General features: G+C 44.4%; 12 protein-coding genes. 4 read left to right on the forward strand and 8 right to left on the reverse strand.

Features of this window, described 5'->3' with window-relative positions:
* Nucleotides 1-30 precede the first annotated feature (30 nt).
* Complete coding sequence (locus AC5JPO_RS10660; RefSeq protein WP_443525621.1) at nt 31-594, reverse strand: NUDIX hydrolase; 564 nt, start codon at nt 592-594, stop codon at nt 31-33.
* A 345-nt stretch (nt 595-939) separates the two neighbouring features.
* Here AC5JPO_RS10660 and AC5JPO_RS10665 point away from each other — a divergent pair, with 345 nt between their 5' ends.
* Nucleotides 940-1674 carry an NUDIX hydrolase gene (locus tag AC5JPO_RS10665; protein ID WP_443525622.1) on the forward strand — a complete coding sequence of 245 codons (735 nt, stop codon included), beginning with the start codon at nt 940-942 and terminating at the stop codon, nt 1672-1674.
* A 147-nt stretch (nt 1675-1821) separates the two neighbouring features.
* Here the strand turns inward: AC5JPO_RS10665 and AC5JPO_RS10670 are convergent, their stop codons facing one another.
* Both AC5JPO_RS10670 and nhaA read right to left on the reverse strand, forming a co-directional pair.
* Nucleotides 1822-3162, reverse strand: coding sequence for an oxygenase MpaB family protein (locus AC5JPO_RS10670; protein WP_443525623.1), 1341 nt, complete (start codon nt 3160-3162; stop codon nt 1822-1824).
* Nucleotides 3163-3604: 442 nt separating this feature from the next.
* A complete protein-coding gene (gene nhaA / locus AC5JPO_RS10675) occupies nt 3605-4807 on the reverse strand; it encodes a Na+/H+ antiporter NhaA (RefSeq protein ID WP_319050935.1) in 1203 nt (400 codons plus the stop codon).
* Between the two features lie 477 nt (nt 4808-5284).
* Between nhaA and AC5JPO_RS10680 the strand changes: the two genes are divergently transcribed.
* A complete protein-coding gene (locus tag AC5JPO_RS10680) occupies nt 5285-6040 on the forward strand; it encodes a TSUP family transporter (protein WP_443525624.1) in 756 nt (251 codons plus the stop codon).
* A 96-nt stretch (nt 6041-6136) separates the two neighbouring features.
* On the opposite strand, the gene AC5JPO_RS10685 is transcribed toward AC5JPO_RS10680, so the two are convergent.
* From AC5JPO_RS10685 to radC, 3 genes are all read right to left on the reverse strand, one after another.
* The gene (locus AC5JPO_RS10685; RefSeq protein WP_319050933.1) at nt 6137-7513 is read right to left on the reverse strand and encodes a dicarboxylate/amino acid:cation symporter; all 1377 of its coding nucleotides are present in this window, start codon (nt 7511-7513) and stop codon (nt 6137-6139) included.
* A gap of 497 nt (nt 7514-8010) precedes the next feature.
* Nucleotides 8011-10941 carry an acyl-CoA dehydrogenase gene (locus tag AC5JPO_RS10690; protein WP_493853932.1) on the reverse strand — a complete coding sequence of 977 codons (2931 nt, stop codon included), beginning with the start codon at nt 10939-10941 and terminating at the stop codon, nt 8011-8013.
* A gap of 360 nt (nt 10942-11301) precedes the next feature.
* Complete coding sequence (gene radC / locus AC5JPO_RS10695) at nt 11302-11985, reverse strand: RadC family protein (RefSeq protein WP_443525626.1); 684 nt, start codon at nt 11983-11985, stop codon at nt 11302-11304.
* A gap of 242 nt (nt 11986-12227) precedes the next feature.
* Between radC and coaBC the strand changes: the two genes are divergently transcribed.
* Together coaBC and AC5JPO_RS10705 are read left to right on the forward strand one after the other, a co-directional pair.
* Nucleotides 12228-13637 (forward strand): bifunctional phosphopantothenoylcysteine decarboxylase/phosphopantothenate--cysteine ligase CoaBC, encoded by a 1410-nt coding sequence (coaBC, locus tag AC5JPO_RS10700; RefSeq protein ID WP_443525627.1) that lies wholly within the window; start codon nt 12228-12230, stop codon nt 13635-13637.
* A 57-nt stretch (nt 13638-13694) separates the two neighbouring features.
* Nucleotides 13695-14477 carry a TSUP family transporter gene (locus AC5JPO_RS10705; protein WP_443525629.1) on the forward strand — a complete coding sequence of 261 codons (783 nt, stop codon included), beginning with the start codon at nt 13695-13697 and terminating at the stop codon, nt 14475-14477.
* Nucleotides 14478-14642: 165 nt separating this feature from the next.
* Here the strand turns inward: AC5JPO_RS10705 and AC5JPO_RS10710 are convergent, their stop codons facing one another.
* Nucleotides 14643-14849 carry a DUF2905 domain-containing protein gene (locus AC5JPO_RS10710; protein ID WP_319050928.1) on the reverse strand — a complete coding sequence of 69 codons (207 nt, stop codon included), beginning with the start codon at nt 14847-14849 and terminating at the stop codon, nt 14643-14645.
* A 12-nt stretch (nt 14850-14861) separates the two neighbouring features.
* Nucleotides 14862-15791 carry a histone deacetylase family protein gene (locus AC5JPO_RS10715; protein ID WP_443525631.1) on the reverse strand — a complete coding sequence of 310 codons (930 nt, stop codon included), beginning with the start codon at nt 15789-15791 and terminating at the stop codon, nt 14862-14864.
* Between the last annotated feature and the right edge of the window lie 97 nt (nt 15792-15888).

Genomic DNA, 15888 nt, shown 5'->3' on the forward strand with positions numbered 1-15888 from the left:
TGCTTGGCTTTTTGTGATTTAGTATATGAATTAATAGCGCTTGATGCTCAAATCCTTACCAATTTTTTCTTGGTGAACTGGGAAGTCGGACCATTCGTCAAACTGCTTGCGATCAGCAAAATAGCTCTTTAGGGTGCGGCGGATGGCTTCAAAAGCCAGCTCGTCCCATGGAATCTCTTCTTCACTAAATAGCGCACATTCAAGACTCTCTGAACCAGTACCATAAGCACCGTCTTTTAGATTTCCCAAATAAATCGAGTAAATCTGTCCAATATCTGGCAGGTCGTAAACACAGTATAGATGCGGATGTATCACGGTGGCATCAGCTTCTTCGTAGCTCTCGCGTGCTGCACCTTCAGCCATGGTTTCGCCATTTTCCATAAAGCCTGCAGGTATGGTCCACAAGCCATATTGAGGTTCGATCGCTCGCCTACATAGCAGTACTTTATCTTCGTGTACCACTAGTGAGCCGCAGATAACTTTTGGGTTTTCGTAGTGGATATAATGGCAATTAGGGCACACCAAGCGCGGCATATTGTCTGTAGGTGGGATTTTTCGTTCTGCTTTATGACCGCATTGGAGACAATAGCTCATATCGACTACCTTATTAGAAAAGTTATGATGCATAGTGATTTTGTAGGTTGTAAGGCCCATATTTTGAGATGCTGTAAGATATTATTTTAAGAAACAGCTGTGATCTTAAGATAGCACATATTATTGGCATACAGAATCAAGATAACAGTAACGCATCATTTCACTGATAAGTATGCTGTAGTCTGGTATAAATGTGCTTAGCTGCTATTTTTTAGACTGCAAATCAGTCGTATCGATAGTCACTACTTATGTTTTTGGTTAATGATGGTCAGCAATAAGCTAGAATTAAACAAGCGAAAACGCTTTTGATAAAGCGAAATTACGATAAAAAACAAGGCAATTATAATGTTACTTTCTCCAGAGACTGTAAACTTCAATAACCTGTCAGTCGCTGTACCGAGCTTTATACGACATCCCACACTCAGAAAATTAGCTGAGCGTGTGCAACATGAAACCCTAAATACGCTAACCAGCCCAGCGATGTATGAAGCGCACAACACCTCGCACAGCACGCGCATTTTAGATAGCTTGTACCAGACACCGATTGCTGACGCCTCAATACTGGTCGCGATCACTCATGAGCGTAGACCAAAACTGCTATTAACACGCCGCGCCGCCCATATGAACAGTCATGCGGGTGAGGTGTCTTGCGTGGGTGGTAAACATGATCGAGGCGATGGTAACAATGTCGTCACAGCACTGCGTGAAGCCTGTGAAGAAACAGCACTACCACCCAACAAAGTCCAACTGCTTGGACAGTTGCCTATCCAAACGTCCAAAAGCGGTATGAGTGTACGCCCTATCGTTGCACTTATTGCGCCAGGCTTGGTACTGGTACCTGAGGTAGGAGAGATATCACGTATTTTCTGGGCGGACTTTGAGTCGTTAGTCACTCAGCCCACAGTAGAGTATGCGGTAGAGTATAAAATGCAAGATCAAGTAGCGACTTTACTGACACCAAGCTGGCAAGTCGATGGTGAGACGGTGTGGGGGCTGACAGGACGTGTCATAGCTAACCTGCTAGAGACAGGGTTCGATCGACAGTTAGAGTGGTATTACCGCGTGGACAACAACCGATAATATAACATTTAGATTTATAGCATCAAAAGCATTCCTTCACGAGTTTGTACTTAAATAGGGCTGCTTATCTAAGTACTACTATCCAAATGATACTATATAAGTACGGCTGCTATATTTGATAAATCATTTAGAGTCTTATAGACCGCTTTATTTATAGTAATCGTCGTTTTTCTTGAGCCACCAGTTCATATTATCTTGACGTTTGGCACGGAACGCCTCTAACTTATCGGCAATGTTTTTGTTATGTCCTCGCGCGGTATCTAGAGCAAACAAAATAGGCACTGAAGATAATACGCCAAAACGTATTTTTGATTTTGGTAAATCTAAGCCATCACCAATATCATCACCGACTAAGGTACGAGTCACACTGGCGTTGACCATTTCCACAAACCGCCCACGGCGATTGTCTTCGCCCATGAGCTGACGTGGTAAATCATGCAAGGCTTTTGCAAGTGGCTGCCCCATCTTAAAATCAAGCTGCTGAATGGATAGGTAGGTATACAGCCATTCCCAGCAGGCTGATTCATCTTTTGGCAGACGATCTAAATCAACGCCCATCCAATAGCTGGCAAGATTCCATAAATGCAAGATACCTTCTGCTTCCTCGGTGCTAATACGGGCACCCAGCAGACGTAGACCGCGCATAATCAATAAAGAGAACTGCAAGTGCGTGGCAATCATATCGGTTTGATTGATGGGCACACCCCAATAATCGGTGTTCCAGCTGCCATCAGGATTATGATGCTGGTCAGCATTTAGTATCACACCTGTCGCGGCATTGCCCTTACCTTTGAGTAAGTTCTGACGTACCAAAGTATGAATTTGACGTACTTTGATGGACTGTCGCCAGCCTTCAGAGCCGATGGCCAATACTTGATCAATAGCGTTATGATGATTACGCGTACTCATATCTAACTGCGGATGCTCAGACACGGCCAAGATATAGGCATAGGTGCGCATGAGTCGCGGCAGTGCGTCATGCATCAGTGCGCCAGTCTGAATCAGTGGCAATGATAGGGCGGGGATGCTATAGCCTGCCATGAGTGCTACATTACGCAGTAGCCAAATGAGCATCAATGGATAGCGTCTGTAAGCAACGGCACCAATCTGAGCCAGTTTGGGGTCGAACCAGTCAGGATGCGTACTGAACTGCTCGGCTAATGTACTAAATGAGGGGTGAGCTAAGTGATCGCCAGATATATCGTCACCAAGAATAACTTGCTGCAAAGGCTTCGCAAAACGAATGTTCTCAGCGGCAAATGCATCTGCAAGTGGATCACCAATATCGTAGCCGGCAACTATTTCATCAAGTAGGGTAGGCGAGATTTTAAAATCTTTCGGTAATAGATACCGTTTGATCCGCTTTAAAACCTGTAAATCACTATGATCACTGATGGCGGTGGTGCGCCCGTGACGCTGATAGGATTTTTTTGATTGATGATGAGGTTGTGTAGAGATACTTGCAGTATTGGTGGTTTTCTTACTCATATGATCAAGTGCCTTTATGATTAAGTTATAGCTTGATTTAGCTATAGATCTAATATCTGCAACATCGAATCCGTCTATAGCGATCCCTCATAAAACCGAATTGATGCATCCAGCTGTCTTTGCGTCTGCTTAATATGGTGTTTGATACGATATTTGATATAGTGCCTTTCAGCCAATAGTGATAACAGTGTTGCACAAGCGTTTTTTCGCTAGCAAGACCGAAATTCGAGCCATTTTTTAGCTTATCGATTTCTGTATGATAATCCTTAACAAGCCTTTGACCGCTGTTAAATTTATCGTTTAATAGATAGCCATTTAATAGATAGTTACTGAGGTTTTATGAGTCAGCTGGTTGCAGTATATCTATCCACGATAACAAGCGACCTGTACATAATAAAAAACGACTTATAAGCTAAAGGCTCATAAGTCGCTCGTTTTGATATTAATGAGAGCGGGTCAAGTCGACCGACGTGCCGCTGACATTGTCTTTTAAGCTCACTTTGAGCATGATATAACCTGCGATACCAGAGACGATAGAACCCATGATGATACCCAAGCGCTCATCAAACATCGTTGTATCACCAGCAAACGCCAAGCCGCCAATAAATAAGCTCATGGTAAAGCCAACGCCACATAATAATGCTGCGCCATATATTTGCTTATAGTCCATCCCTTTTGGCATGGTTGATAGACCAAGCTTGAAGATTAACCAGCACATGACCATAACACCCACTTGTTTACCGATGAACAGGCCTGCAGCGATACCTAGCGGCACTGAGTGGAATAGCTCAGCAAGACCTGCGCCCTCGAGTGATATCCCCGAGTTGGCAAAAGCAAATATTGGCAAAATACCAAAGGCAACAGAGTTATGGAGATCGTGCTCTAGCTCCTCTAATGGAGAGTGCTCAGGATCAGTACGGTCAAACATAGGGATAAATAAGGCCAAAACCACGCCTGCCAATGTGGCATGGATACCTGATTTGAGTACCGCAATCCACATAACGATACCGATAAGCAGATAAGGCGTAATACTGGTTACGTTGCGACGATTGAGCAGATACAAGAATGGCAGACATAGACCGGCTACTGCCAATGACTCCAATGACAGCTCACTAGTATAAAATAGAGCAATGATTAAGATCGCACCAATATCATCAAAAATAGCGATAGAGACCAAGAATACTTTTAGGGAGTTGGGTACGCGGCTACCTAATAGACTCAGAATACCCAGTGCAAACGCAATATCAGTTGCTGCAGGAATTGCCCAGCCTTTCCAGTACTCAGGCTCATTGAGATTAAAAAGTATGTACACCGCTGCTGGCATAATCATACCACCTAATGCTGCACCAGCTGGCAAGATGATTTGCTTGACGTTAGACAGCTCACCAATGAGTACTTCACGCTTGAGCTCAAGTCCAACTAAGAAAAAGAAAACCGCCATAAGGCCGTCATTGATCCAGTGGTGCGCATCTTTGGCAATAGCAAAATCGCCAATCTGAATCGCAACTGGCGCGTGAATGAAACTTTCGTACCACACATGAAGAGGGGAGTTGGCAATGATCATTGCAGCAACGGCAGCCAATGCTAAGACGATACCGCCTGCTGCCTCAAATTCAAAAAATGCCTTAATCCTTCGTATTGCCATATCATCCTCATTCGCTAAATACAATTTACTAAATAACCTCAAATATCCATCAATGTCTGCGCTACCAACAATGCGAGGGTAGCAAATAGACAGCAACAGTTTCTCATACTCTTATCGATATAGACAACAAAATACGCCCAAACAAACCTGCTAGCCCACTTTGTTGTACTCATTATAGTGACATTATAAAGGTGATACGCTGAGCAACATAGTTGTAAGTCGTTAAATCTTTTTAACAAAAGGTCTTTTATAAATGATACCCCAGTCGTTATTAAACAAATTTAGCAGACTTTGGTAGGTTTTTGGCTTTTTTTGCAGTTTTATCTCTATAATGATCGACGCTTTACGAGGTTGTCCCGGCTCCCTTGTCGATTTCAATGACTCAATTGTCTGACTGCTAGTAGCCTCACATCAGTGACATGCTAGTCTCATCTTTCAAGCTCACTTTTTTCTTACGATATTTTGCAGGTCAGCGTTATGGATTTAACATTCTCATTAGAGATCATTTTGATGCTCACTGCGGTGGCAGCATTAGCAGGATTTATTGATGCTATTGCTGGGGGCGGTGGACTACTGACCATACCTGCCATGCTACTGGCTAACATCCCACCGGTACTCACGCTAGGCACCAACAAGCTCCAAGCGGCCTCAGGTGCGCTTGCAGCTTCTATTACCATGATCAAAAAAGGAGTCGTTAAACCACAGCGTATAAAATTGGCGATTATTGCCGCTTTTATCGGGTCAGTCATAGGTACCATCGCGGTGCAGATGTCGCCACCAGATTTACTCGAAAAACTGATTCCTTTTTTGATTGCGGCTATCGGTATTTATACGTTGTTTGCGCCTAGGCTTGGGGAAGTGGAAGCTGCACCGCGCATCTCAGAGGGTAAATGGCAAAAGATTGTGGCGCCACTCATTGGTTTTTATGATGGCTATATTGGTCCAGGTACAGGGATGTTTTTTGCGCTTGGCAATGTAGCACTGCGTGGGCGACAGATTATCGAGGCGACAGGTACCGCAAAAGTATTGAATTTATCTACCAATATCGGCTCACTCATATTCTTTATTTTGGGCGGTAATGTACTGTGGAAAGTAGGACTGGCGATGATGGTAGGTCAAACTATTGGTGCGTATTTTGGCTCACATATGGTGGTAAAGGGCGGCAGCAAGCTCATTCGTCCGATGATTGTCGTGGTATGTTTGGCCATGCTGACCAAGTACGTTTTTGGCTAAATAAAAATAATAAATATACTCATCACAAAAAAACCTCAGTCCATGTGCATAGGTGACTGAGGTTTTTTTATGACATTATTTATCCAATAGATGTGATTAGCGGCGACGATCTACGTCATCGTACTCACTACCCATGATGCCATCGCTGAATACTTCAGAGAATTCACGCTCGTTGTTTTCGTCGATATGACCATCGAATACGTCTTTTGCACCAGCGTTAGGATCATTATAAATAGCCAAATCCATTTTGCCTTCTGATTTTGCTACGATAGTCGTAACAGCAGCATCGCCGCCGACATTTACAGCGGTACGTAACATATCAAGGATACGATCCACACCCAAGATTAGACCAATACCTTCGATTGGTAGACCAACCTGAGCAAATACCATAGACAGCATTATGAGACCAACACCAGGCACACCAGCTGTACCAACAGAAGCAAGAACCGACATTAAAATAACGGTCAAGTATTCGGTAACTCCCAGATCAATACCATAAATATTGGCAATGAAAATGGTCGCAGTACCTTGCATAATGGCAGTACCATCCATGTTGATGGTGGCACCAAAAGGAACGGTAAACGACGCAACTGAGTTATTAACACCCATACGCTTGGTAACGGTACGCAGCGTAATAGGAATCGTCGCGTTCGAGCTTGACGTACTAAAAGCAAAGATCTGTACTTCACGCATTTTTGCCAAAAAGGTCTTGATAGATAGACCTGATGCGACTTTGAGTACAATCATCATCGTGATAAAGAAGTGGAATGCTAATGAGCCAACTAATACCGCAACATAACCAAGTAGTGACCAGATCAAGTCTAGTCCCAGCTCTGCCATTGCTTTGGTCAATAGTGCAAACACACCATAAGGTGCTAGGTTCATAATGATCGTCACCATCTTCAAGATGACTTCATTAATAAGCTCTAGGCTCTGAACCAAACCTTTGGCAGGCTTGCCAACCATCAAGATACTCACACCGATCAAAATCGCAAAGAAGATAATCGATAACATGTCACCATTGGCCATCGCACTGATAGGGTTCGATGGGACAATGTTTGAGAATACATCAAGTAAAGGCGGTGCTGACGCGGCTTCAAAAGTCGCATCAGTACCAATGTTCATGCCTTTACCAATACCAAATAGTGAACCCAGTCCAATCGCTGTTGCAATCGCAAGCGCGGTGGTGAACATATAGATCATAAATGTTTTGGTACCGATACGTCCTAATAGACGAATATCACCAATACCGCACACACCGCAGATCAGTGAGATAAGTACCAATGGTACGACCAACATTTTTAGTGAGTTAACAAATAGCTTACCGATAATGGCAAGAAAGCCATTAGTGATATAGGTATTAACAAACCCACCTTCGCCATTCAATCCCGAATAGTTTAAAAATAAACCCAGTGCAATACCGAGCACCATGGCAACAATAATCTTGCCCGTCAGTCCCAAATTCTTCCACATAATTCATATCCTTTGTGTGCACAACAGCGCTATAGTCAGCAATCACTCAGAGATCATGATCGTGTTTATTTATCTAACTATAATGCGTGTTATGACTATTAAGTTATTATGATTGTCGTTTGATGTCACGTTTTCGGGGACAATATAAAAGAATAGTTAAGGGCACTGCAAGATTTTTTTACCATTTTATTCTGAGACGATGATAATTTTCACAACGATGTGCCCATAAAATAATCATTATTTATTCTAAACCGTTTGTTTCTTATATGAAACAAAATATTTATGAAAGAGTTTTGAGGCTGGCTAAACATCGAGATTTTATATCGGATATCGGACCAACCTAATGCAACGGACTCAGTATCGACTTTAAATGCCCCTAAATTTTAGTAATAAAAAAAGCCAAACGGTCGCATAGGGACAGTCTGGCTCTTTGAGGGTAGATAGCGCCACTATAAGTACTAAGCGTAATAGTGGCGCTATCTACAATAAATGCTTATTTATACTTTATCATCCTCGTGTGGTACATGCACTGGCTGCTCCGAATGCTTGAGGGTATTCGCTTCAGCACTATTATGAGCCTCATCGGGTGGATCAATGTGGCGACTGTGATTGTTACTCATACGCTCACTGAGATGTGACTCAGCATCACGGTAACGATGATCTAATGCGTCTGCTTGCGGTTTTGATTTCTTAAAATCTGTCTGTGAGGTTACTTCTTCGGCAGTATCCTGTTCGCTTACCATCTCTACGTCACCATCACTCTCGTAACCGTGATTGGGGTTTTCGTCACCCGTTTTTGTGTCTGTATTTGAAGTATCATTCAGCTTACCAGTAGCTAGAGCATCGGTAGCTGGAGCGTCAGTATCCGCTGCCGTATCAATATCGTCAGACATACCGCGTTTGCTTTGAGCCTGTTGTTTTAGCTGAGCGTAGTCCGTCAGTTGATGAACCGCGTTTTCAAGAGCGTGTGGATTGTCACGCTCTAGCGCTTCTGATAGATGCTCGTCAAATGTATCGGTCAATAACGAGTCAAAGCGCATGGCATTATATTGAATCAGTACTTCCGCTTCTTCTTCGGTAATACCGCCGTTTTGGCTGGCATGTACCACATGATCCTCAAACGTCAGTCCTTCAAAGCTGTCTTGATGTTCTGCTTTTTTGAACTTCTGCCACAACGGTTCAATTTCAACTAACGTCTGATAAGCATGTTCCATACGACCAGTCACATCGTCTGCATCGGTATTGTAATAGACCATGGTTTTCAGATAATCACGAAATGGGTTTGCCGCAAAATCATCCATGAACGTATCGCCCAATTGACGCTTGAGCTCATCACTCGCGGGCGTAAAAATACGCCCGCTAGGGAAGGTCACAAAGCTAACCACATTGGCTGCCATACGATTCGGGAAGTTGGCAAAGAAAGAGACAAAGGCTTCTTGAGCCGTATATAAGCTATTTTGTAGCGCAACTTCGGCATGTAAGCGTTCAGACTCTGATTTACTACCATACTCATAAAACTGCAAGATGGCAGTCGCAATGAATAAGTGGCTATGAATATCTGCTAAGCGACCAGACAGCATCTCTTTGCGTTTTAGATCACCTGCTAGCAAACCTAACGCCATATCCGCAGTTAGTGCAAAGCTCGCGCTTAAACGGTTAATGTGCTTGTAGTAAGGACGAGTGAAAGCATCAGCAAAACTTGGTGCATCATTACTACCACCAACGTACCCTGCTACAAACGCTTTTGCACCACGGTTGAAGGTATAGCCTAAATGCTTGAAGAAAAGAGTATCGAACTCTTGGGTTGCCGCAGCTTTATCTTCGCTTTGTAGCAGTTGCAGCTCGTCAAATAGATAAGGATGACAGCGCATTGCACCTTGACCAAAAATCATTAATGAACGCGTCAGAATATTAGCACCCTCAACGGTGATAGATACAGGGATCGCTTGATAAGGTGTCGCTAAGAAGTTACGTGGACCCATCTGTACGGCGCGGCCACCGACCACATCCATACCGTCGTTGACCACACTGCGCATGGTTTCAGTCGCGTAGTATTTTGCCATAGCAGTCATGACTGACGGCGTACCACCTTGGTTCAACCCGCAAGTCACCAAATGACGGAACGCTTCTAACATATAAGTGTTACTTGCCATACGGCTAGTAGCATCCTGCACACCCTCAAACTTACCGACTGAGATCTTGAACTGTTCGCGTACTTTTGCGAAGGCACCGACAGACAAATACGTCATTTCACTGGCTGATGTAGACAGAGCTGGTAAAGAAATACCACGACCGACGCCGAGACATTCCATCAGCATACGCCAGCCGCGACCAGCGTTTTCGACACCGCCGATGATGTAATCTAACGGGATGAAGACATCTTTGCCATCGACTGTACCATTCATAAATGGCGAGCCGATCGGATTATGACGTGGGCCTGTTACGACGCCTTCGTGGCTAGCAGGAACAAGCGCACAGGTAATACCATAATCAGTTTTTTCAGGATTACCAAGCAGTCCTTCTGGGTCGTGCATTTTGAATGCCAGACCGACTACAGTAGCGATAGGCGCCAAGGTAATCCAGCGCTTAGAGAAGTTCATACGCAGGCCAAGTACTTGCTCGCCCTCATACATGCCGTAACACACCACACCAGTATCAGGAATCGCACCTGCATCAGATCCTGCCTCAGGACCAGTCAGACCAAAGCAAGGCACTTCATCGCCTTTGGCAAGACCTGGTAGCCAGCGCTGTTTTTGCTCATCTGTACCATAGTGCATTAGTAGCTCACCAGGGCCGAGCGAGTTGGGAACCATACAGGTCACAGCAGCAGTCGGTGAGCGCGACGCAATCTTACTCATCACGCGGCTTTGCGCATAAGAGCTAAATTCTAGACCACCGAACTCTTTTGGAATAATCAAACCTAAAAAGCCGTTGTCTTTGATAAATTGCCATGCTTCAGGTGACAGCTCCTTATCCTTGTGCTGAATTTGCCATTCATCGAGCATGGTACACAAGGCCTCTACTTCATTATCAATGAAGCTTTGCTCTTCTTCTGATAATTTCGGATAAGGGTAGCTGGCAAAAGTATCCCAGTTTGGCGCACCCATGAACAGCTCTTTTTCCCACCAGCTAGTACCCGCATCAAGCGCTTCACGTTCGGTATCACTCATACTTGGCATCGCACCGCCGAGTGCCTTATAGACAGGCTTTGTAATCAAGGATTGGCGCAGTGGTGCAACGAGTAAGACCAAGCATAGCAACGCCATTGGTACACCCAAGATGAGCGACCAGGGACTAATAACTGCCGTAACGATGACCGTTATTAGAGCGACGATACTGCCAGTAACCCTTGATAAGGACAACAAAAAGATGGCCAAGACCACGGCTAATTGAATGATGACTGCCAAAATAAACAAGCCAATTGCCATGACTATCTCCTTTGAAATGCTGGATAAAAAGCGTGAAAAGTATTTGAGTGAAACAGGTAACTGTAATTATCGTTATGTTTTGCAACTCACTATCTTATAAATAAATCGAATGACTTTCTAATTACTAAATGTCCGGTTCTACATTTTTTAAATGCCAGTATTAACGGTCTAGTAAGTGATCGATAAATAAATGAAAAGAATGGTCACTAATATGAGACAGTTGTCGATGACTATCAAGACCCAAAATGCTACGCTGTGTCGACAATATGTATCAAGCAGTGTATAGCTATTAGACTCTGATGGATTAAGCCTTAAGAGTGACTAAAATATGGCGACTTGCTAAGCAACTAGCGTTATAGACTAGCCAAAAGGCACAAGACAGCTTTCGGCATAGGATAAGGTTTCATTACGACCAACAATAATATGATCGACAAGTGATATGTCTAATAATTCACATGCTTTTTTTAGCTCATAAGTCAGTAGGTTATCCGCATTCGATGGCTTTGCGTCAGTATGAGGGTGGTTATGAGCAATAATCAACTGACTGGCAGCGTGGCTCAGGGCATGTCGCAATACATGCTTGATACAGACAGAACAAGATGAGATACCGCCAGTAAACAGTATCTCAAAGTTCAAAAGGTTCAATGCATTATCGAGACATAGTACGGCAAACACTTCACGATGCTCGCCGCGCAACTGGGTACTGATATAATCTTTGACCACCTGCGAGCGTCCAAGCGCCTGACCTGTCTTGAGCTTGCTATCTAGATAGCGTGTGCCCATCTCAAGCGATGCCAGTATCTGAGCGTATTTCGCAGGCCCAATCCCGTGACAGGCGAGAACGGTCTGTTGCGGCGCAGACAATAGCTCAGCTAAGCTGCCAAATTGATCGATTAATTGACGCGCCAGCTCAATCGCTGATAGAGACTGAGTCCCTGTCCGCAAAAATATAGCCAATATCTCAGCATCGGATAAATGAGCTGCGCCAAATTTCAGTAGTTTTTCGCGTGGTCTGTCGTCTTCATGCCAGTCTTTGATTGCCATTGTCACTCCTTGAAAATGGATTGATACTGCTTGTAGCCTACTTACAATAACACGGTCAATAACTCGGTGGCGGCATCAATATAGCAAGCCAGACTCATGTGCCACTGATACTCAATTTCTTGTATTGTCTTATTGCGTGTGGACTATAACGAGGTAAATACGGAAAATCTTACCCAATTTATCTCATAGTTGTTACTATAAGCGCAATTTTATCTTTTTACTTTTTTGTTGATGCCACGCTTATGTCCAATATTGTGCTTGCTATTACTGGCGGTATCGCCGCTTATAAATCTGCCATATTTGCCCGTTTATTAATCAAATCAGGCTTTGATGTGCGCGTCATTATGACGACAGGCGCACAAGCTTTTATCACGCCGCTAACCCTACAAGCGTTGACAGGTAACGAAGTGCATGTCTCATTGCTTGATGAGCAAGCAGAGGCTGGCATGGGTCACATTGAGCTGGCTAAATGGGCTGATTTGGTTGTCATCGCACCTGCCTCTGCCAACACGCTCGCACGTCTGGCCATGGGTATGGCAGATGACTTGTTGACGACAGTGTGCCTTGCCACTACAGCACCTGTCATTGTTGCTCCTGCGATGAATCAGCAGATGTGGGCGCATCCAGCGGTAAACTTAAATGTACAAACCCTACGGGATATGAATTATCAAATTATCCAACCAGCTAGCGGTGAGCAAGCGTGCGGTGATGTAGGCGCAGGGCGATTGCCTGAGCCTGAGCAGTTATTAGCCGAAGTATTGCTATTCAATGCAATGCAAACGACCCCCCAGCTGTTAGCAGGCAAGAGGGTCGTTATTACTGCAGGTCCAACGGTAGAGGCAATTGACCCTGTACGCTACTTATCCAACCACTCTTCAGGAAAAATGGGTTTTGCTTTAGCGCGTGCCTGCGTTGCAGCTGGTGCAGATGTCGTCTTGATTGCAGGCGGCAAAGTCGCTTTGCCTACACCGCTCAATGTCACACGTATCGATGTGCTGTCTGCCGAAGATATGCTGATTGCTGCACAGCAGTGTGTGGATGGCACGCACAGTGAGCTGCAACTGGATTTTGAAGAAGAACACGACCATTCTCATGAGCATATGCACGATCATTCTCATACCCAATCCAAAGAACACCATCATAGCGATTGTGGTTGCGGTGAAGATGGCAATCATAATCACGACTATGACCACGACTCGCTACATTCTCATGATCACAACCCAGTCACAAAGGCAGATGTCTTTATCGCGACTGCAGCAGTTGCCGATTATCGTACTGAAGAAGCCGCACCGCAAAAAATCAAAAAAACGCAAGATGCGATGACGCTTAGCCTGGTTAAAAACCCTGATATTTTAGCGACCATTTCTCTTGCGCATCCAGAGCTGTTTGTCGTCGGCTTTGCCGCAGAAACGCAAGATGTTGAGCGTTATGCACGTGGTAAATTGGTCGCAAAAGATCTCGATATGATTGCTTGTAACGATGTCTCACGCGCAGATATTGGTTTTGCCAGCGATGATAATGCAATGCAGGTATTCTTCTCAGAGTATTATGCACGTGATGCGATAGCACTAGAAAAGACCAGCAAAGACAAAATCGCTGAGCAGTTGGCTGGCATCATCGGTGAAGTAATCGGTCAACGCAAAAACGGCTAAAGGTACAGGCTTACAACCAGTAGACATGAGCGCAGAGCCTAAAATGGTGTGACCGATATGATAGATATGGCTGGTAACGATAGCACTCAGATGCTAGTGCTAACGATTATTTTTGCGCTGGCATCGCTGTTACATGGTATTAGTGGGCTGGGTGTGACCTTGGTGACGACCACGGCGCTTGCCAGTATTTACCCGTTGCCACACGCCATTGTCTTGGTTATTTTCCCCTCTTTACTACTCAATGCAATGACATGGTTGGCAGGTGGTGAGCGCACTATTTGGCAAAACTTTATCTATTACGGCAGGCGCTATTGGCTGCTTGCGCTTACCAGCTTACTCGGTAGTATTTTGGGCGCTAAGCTGTTGCTATGGATCAATAGCGCTTATATTTTATTGCTATTGGCGGCGGTGATAGCCTTTTATGTGGTGAGTAGTCTACTCGGAAAACAAATCCGTCTACCAGATACCAAGCCGGTACTGATTGCTGTTGGCTTTAGTGCAGGCGTTATCGGCGGTTCGACCAATGCCATGTCTACCATCCTGATGATGTATCTATTGTCTGCAAGTGATGATAAAAACACTATCGCCAAAGTGGGCAACATGTGCTACTTCTTAGGAAAAATCGCCCAAATTATCGTCTTACGCGAGCCTATCATGGCGCTCAGTAGCGGCGAGTGGCAGTTAATTGCTTTTTTGAGTATATTGTCTATAACCACGCTTTTGATTGGTATTCGTTTACGTCGTTATTTGCCACAAGCACGTTTTCGTCAGCTTATTTTATTGATCTTAATCGTGCTTGGCGTACGCGTTGGCTGGCAGGGGATCACAGCACTATTGTAGTATCGTTGTCTTAATGCACTATGCTAAGTCAGAGCCAATATAGGAGGGACGCTCAACATAACAATGGTCAGCTGAAAGGCTAGCTCAAAATCTTGCTGAAGCTACCAAGGCTACTGAGATTGCAAGAGTTGGTTTAGTCGGCACAATCGAGTCTCTCAATATGGTTTAACGGTTAAACATATTTAAGAGAATAGTCGCGACGACACTAATCACTATCATAGTCACTACTGGGAAATACACTCGCGTATTGCCTGAAGTATGTTTGATATCGCCTGGCATATTACCTATCCAAGAAAAAGCACTTGGAAACAGCAACCAGATAATACCGATAATAACCAGCACAATACCTATGCCTATCAATAGTTTCGCCATATAAACTTTGCCTTATGTCGTTGTAAGTTGAACAGTCTCACTAAAATATATCTGCTGTGCCAAACGAAAAGTATTACAGTGCGCTTCGACCACATCTTCGATATCTTCTGAATAGCCACCGCCCATCACGATAGCAACAGGAATGCTGGCAGCTTTTGCTTGTTGCAAGACGTATTCATCACGTGCTTTGCAACCTGCTGGTGTCAAACCAAGTTTGCCAAGCTTATCTGTTGCAAGCACATCAACGGCAGACTGATAAAAAATCATATCTGGCGCAACTTCAGCAATTAAACGAGGTAACGTCTCCTCTAATATCTGCAAATACGCTTCATCACCTGCATCGTTGTCCAGCTCGATATCTAGATCGGACACTTGCTTACGAAATGGATAGTTCTTGGCACCGTGCATACTAAAGACAAAGACGCGTGGCTCATCCGTCATGATACTGGCGTTACCATTGCCTTGATGAACATCCAAATCTACAATCAAAATCTTTTGTGCCTGTCCGCGATTTAATAATAAGTTGCTGGCAATACAGACATCATTAAAGACACAAAACCCTTCTCCATGACCGGCAAAAGAATGATGAGTACCACCTGCAACATTCATGGCCACGCCATATTGCTGAGCATAGAGTGCGCACTCATAGGTGGCATGAGCAATATAGCGGCCACGCTCCACCAGCTGCGGCGTCATCTCAAACCCAATAGCTCGCGCAGCCTTTCGTGGTAGGGTTTGCGTTTTGAGCTGATACCAGTATTCTGGAGTATGTGTGGTCAGAATCTCAGCTTCGCTTAAGCGGGCAGGGGCAAAGAAATTGTCTTGGGTAATGGTTCCTTCTGCCAGTAGGCGCTCAGGAATCAAGATGTACTTTTGCATGGGGAAGCGATGTTTTTCGGGCACAGAATAACGAAAGACATCAGAGTAGGCAATTTTTAGCATAAAAATTCTAGCTTCATATTGAGGGTTGTTGTAGATAGGGTGGTTATTTTAGATAGATAAGCACAAAGACAGAGGCGAGCTATCGCTAATTATCGCT

This window comes from Psychrobacter sp. H25, assembly GCF_059076335.1.

Excerpts from the sequence above, each read along its gene's own strand:
- AC5JPO_RS10710 (WP_319050928.1), bottom strand. The coding sequence starts at position 14,849 with ATGGCGAAACTATTGATAGGCATAGGTATTGTGCTGGTTATTATCGGT.
- AC5JPO_RS10705 (WP_443525629.1), top strand. The coding sequence starts at position 13,695 with ATGATAGATATGGCTGGTAACGATAGCACTCAGATGCTAGTGCTAACG.
- AC5JPO_RS10685 (WP_319050933.1), bottom strand. The coding sequence starts at position 7,513 with ATGTGGAAGAATTTGGGACTGACGGGCAAGATTATTGTTGCCATGGTG.
- radC (WP_443525626.1), bottom strand. The coding sequence starts at position 11,985 with ATGGCAATCAAAGACTGGCATGAAGACGACAGACCACGCGAAAAACTA.
- AC5JPO_RS10670 (WP_443525623.1), bottom strand. The coding sequence starts at position 3,162 with ATGAGTAAGAAAACCACCAATACTGCAAGTATCTCTACACAACCTCAT.
- AC5JPO_RS10665 (WP_443525622.1), top strand. The coding sequence starts at position 940 with ATGTTACTTTCTCCAGAGACTGTAAACTTCAATAACCTGTCAGTCGCT.
- coaBC (WP_443525627.1), top strand. The coding sequence starts at position 12,228 with ATGTCCAATATTGTGCTTGCTATTACTGGCGGTATCGCCGCTTATAAA.
- AC5JPO_RS10680 (WP_443525624.1), top strand. The coding sequence starts at position 5,285 with ATGGATTTAACATTCTCATTAGAGATCATTTTGATGCTCACTGCGGTG.
- AC5JPO_RS10660 (WP_443525621.1), bottom strand. The coding sequence starts at position 594 with ATGAGCTATTGTCTCCAATGCGGTCATAAAGCAGAACGAAAAATCCCA.
- nhaA (WP_319050935.1), bottom strand. The coding sequence starts at position 4,807 with ATGGCAATACGAAGGATTAAGGCATTTTTTGAATTTGAGGCAGCAGGC.
- AC5JPO_RS10715 (WP_443525631.1), bottom strand. The coding sequence starts at position 15,791 with ATGCTAAAAATTGCCTACTCTGATGTCTTTCGTTATTCTGTGCCCGAA.
- AC5JPO_RS10690 (WP_493853932.1), bottom strand. The coding sequence starts at position 10,941 with ATGGCAATTGGCTTGTTTATTTTGGCAGTCATCATTCAATTAGCCGTG.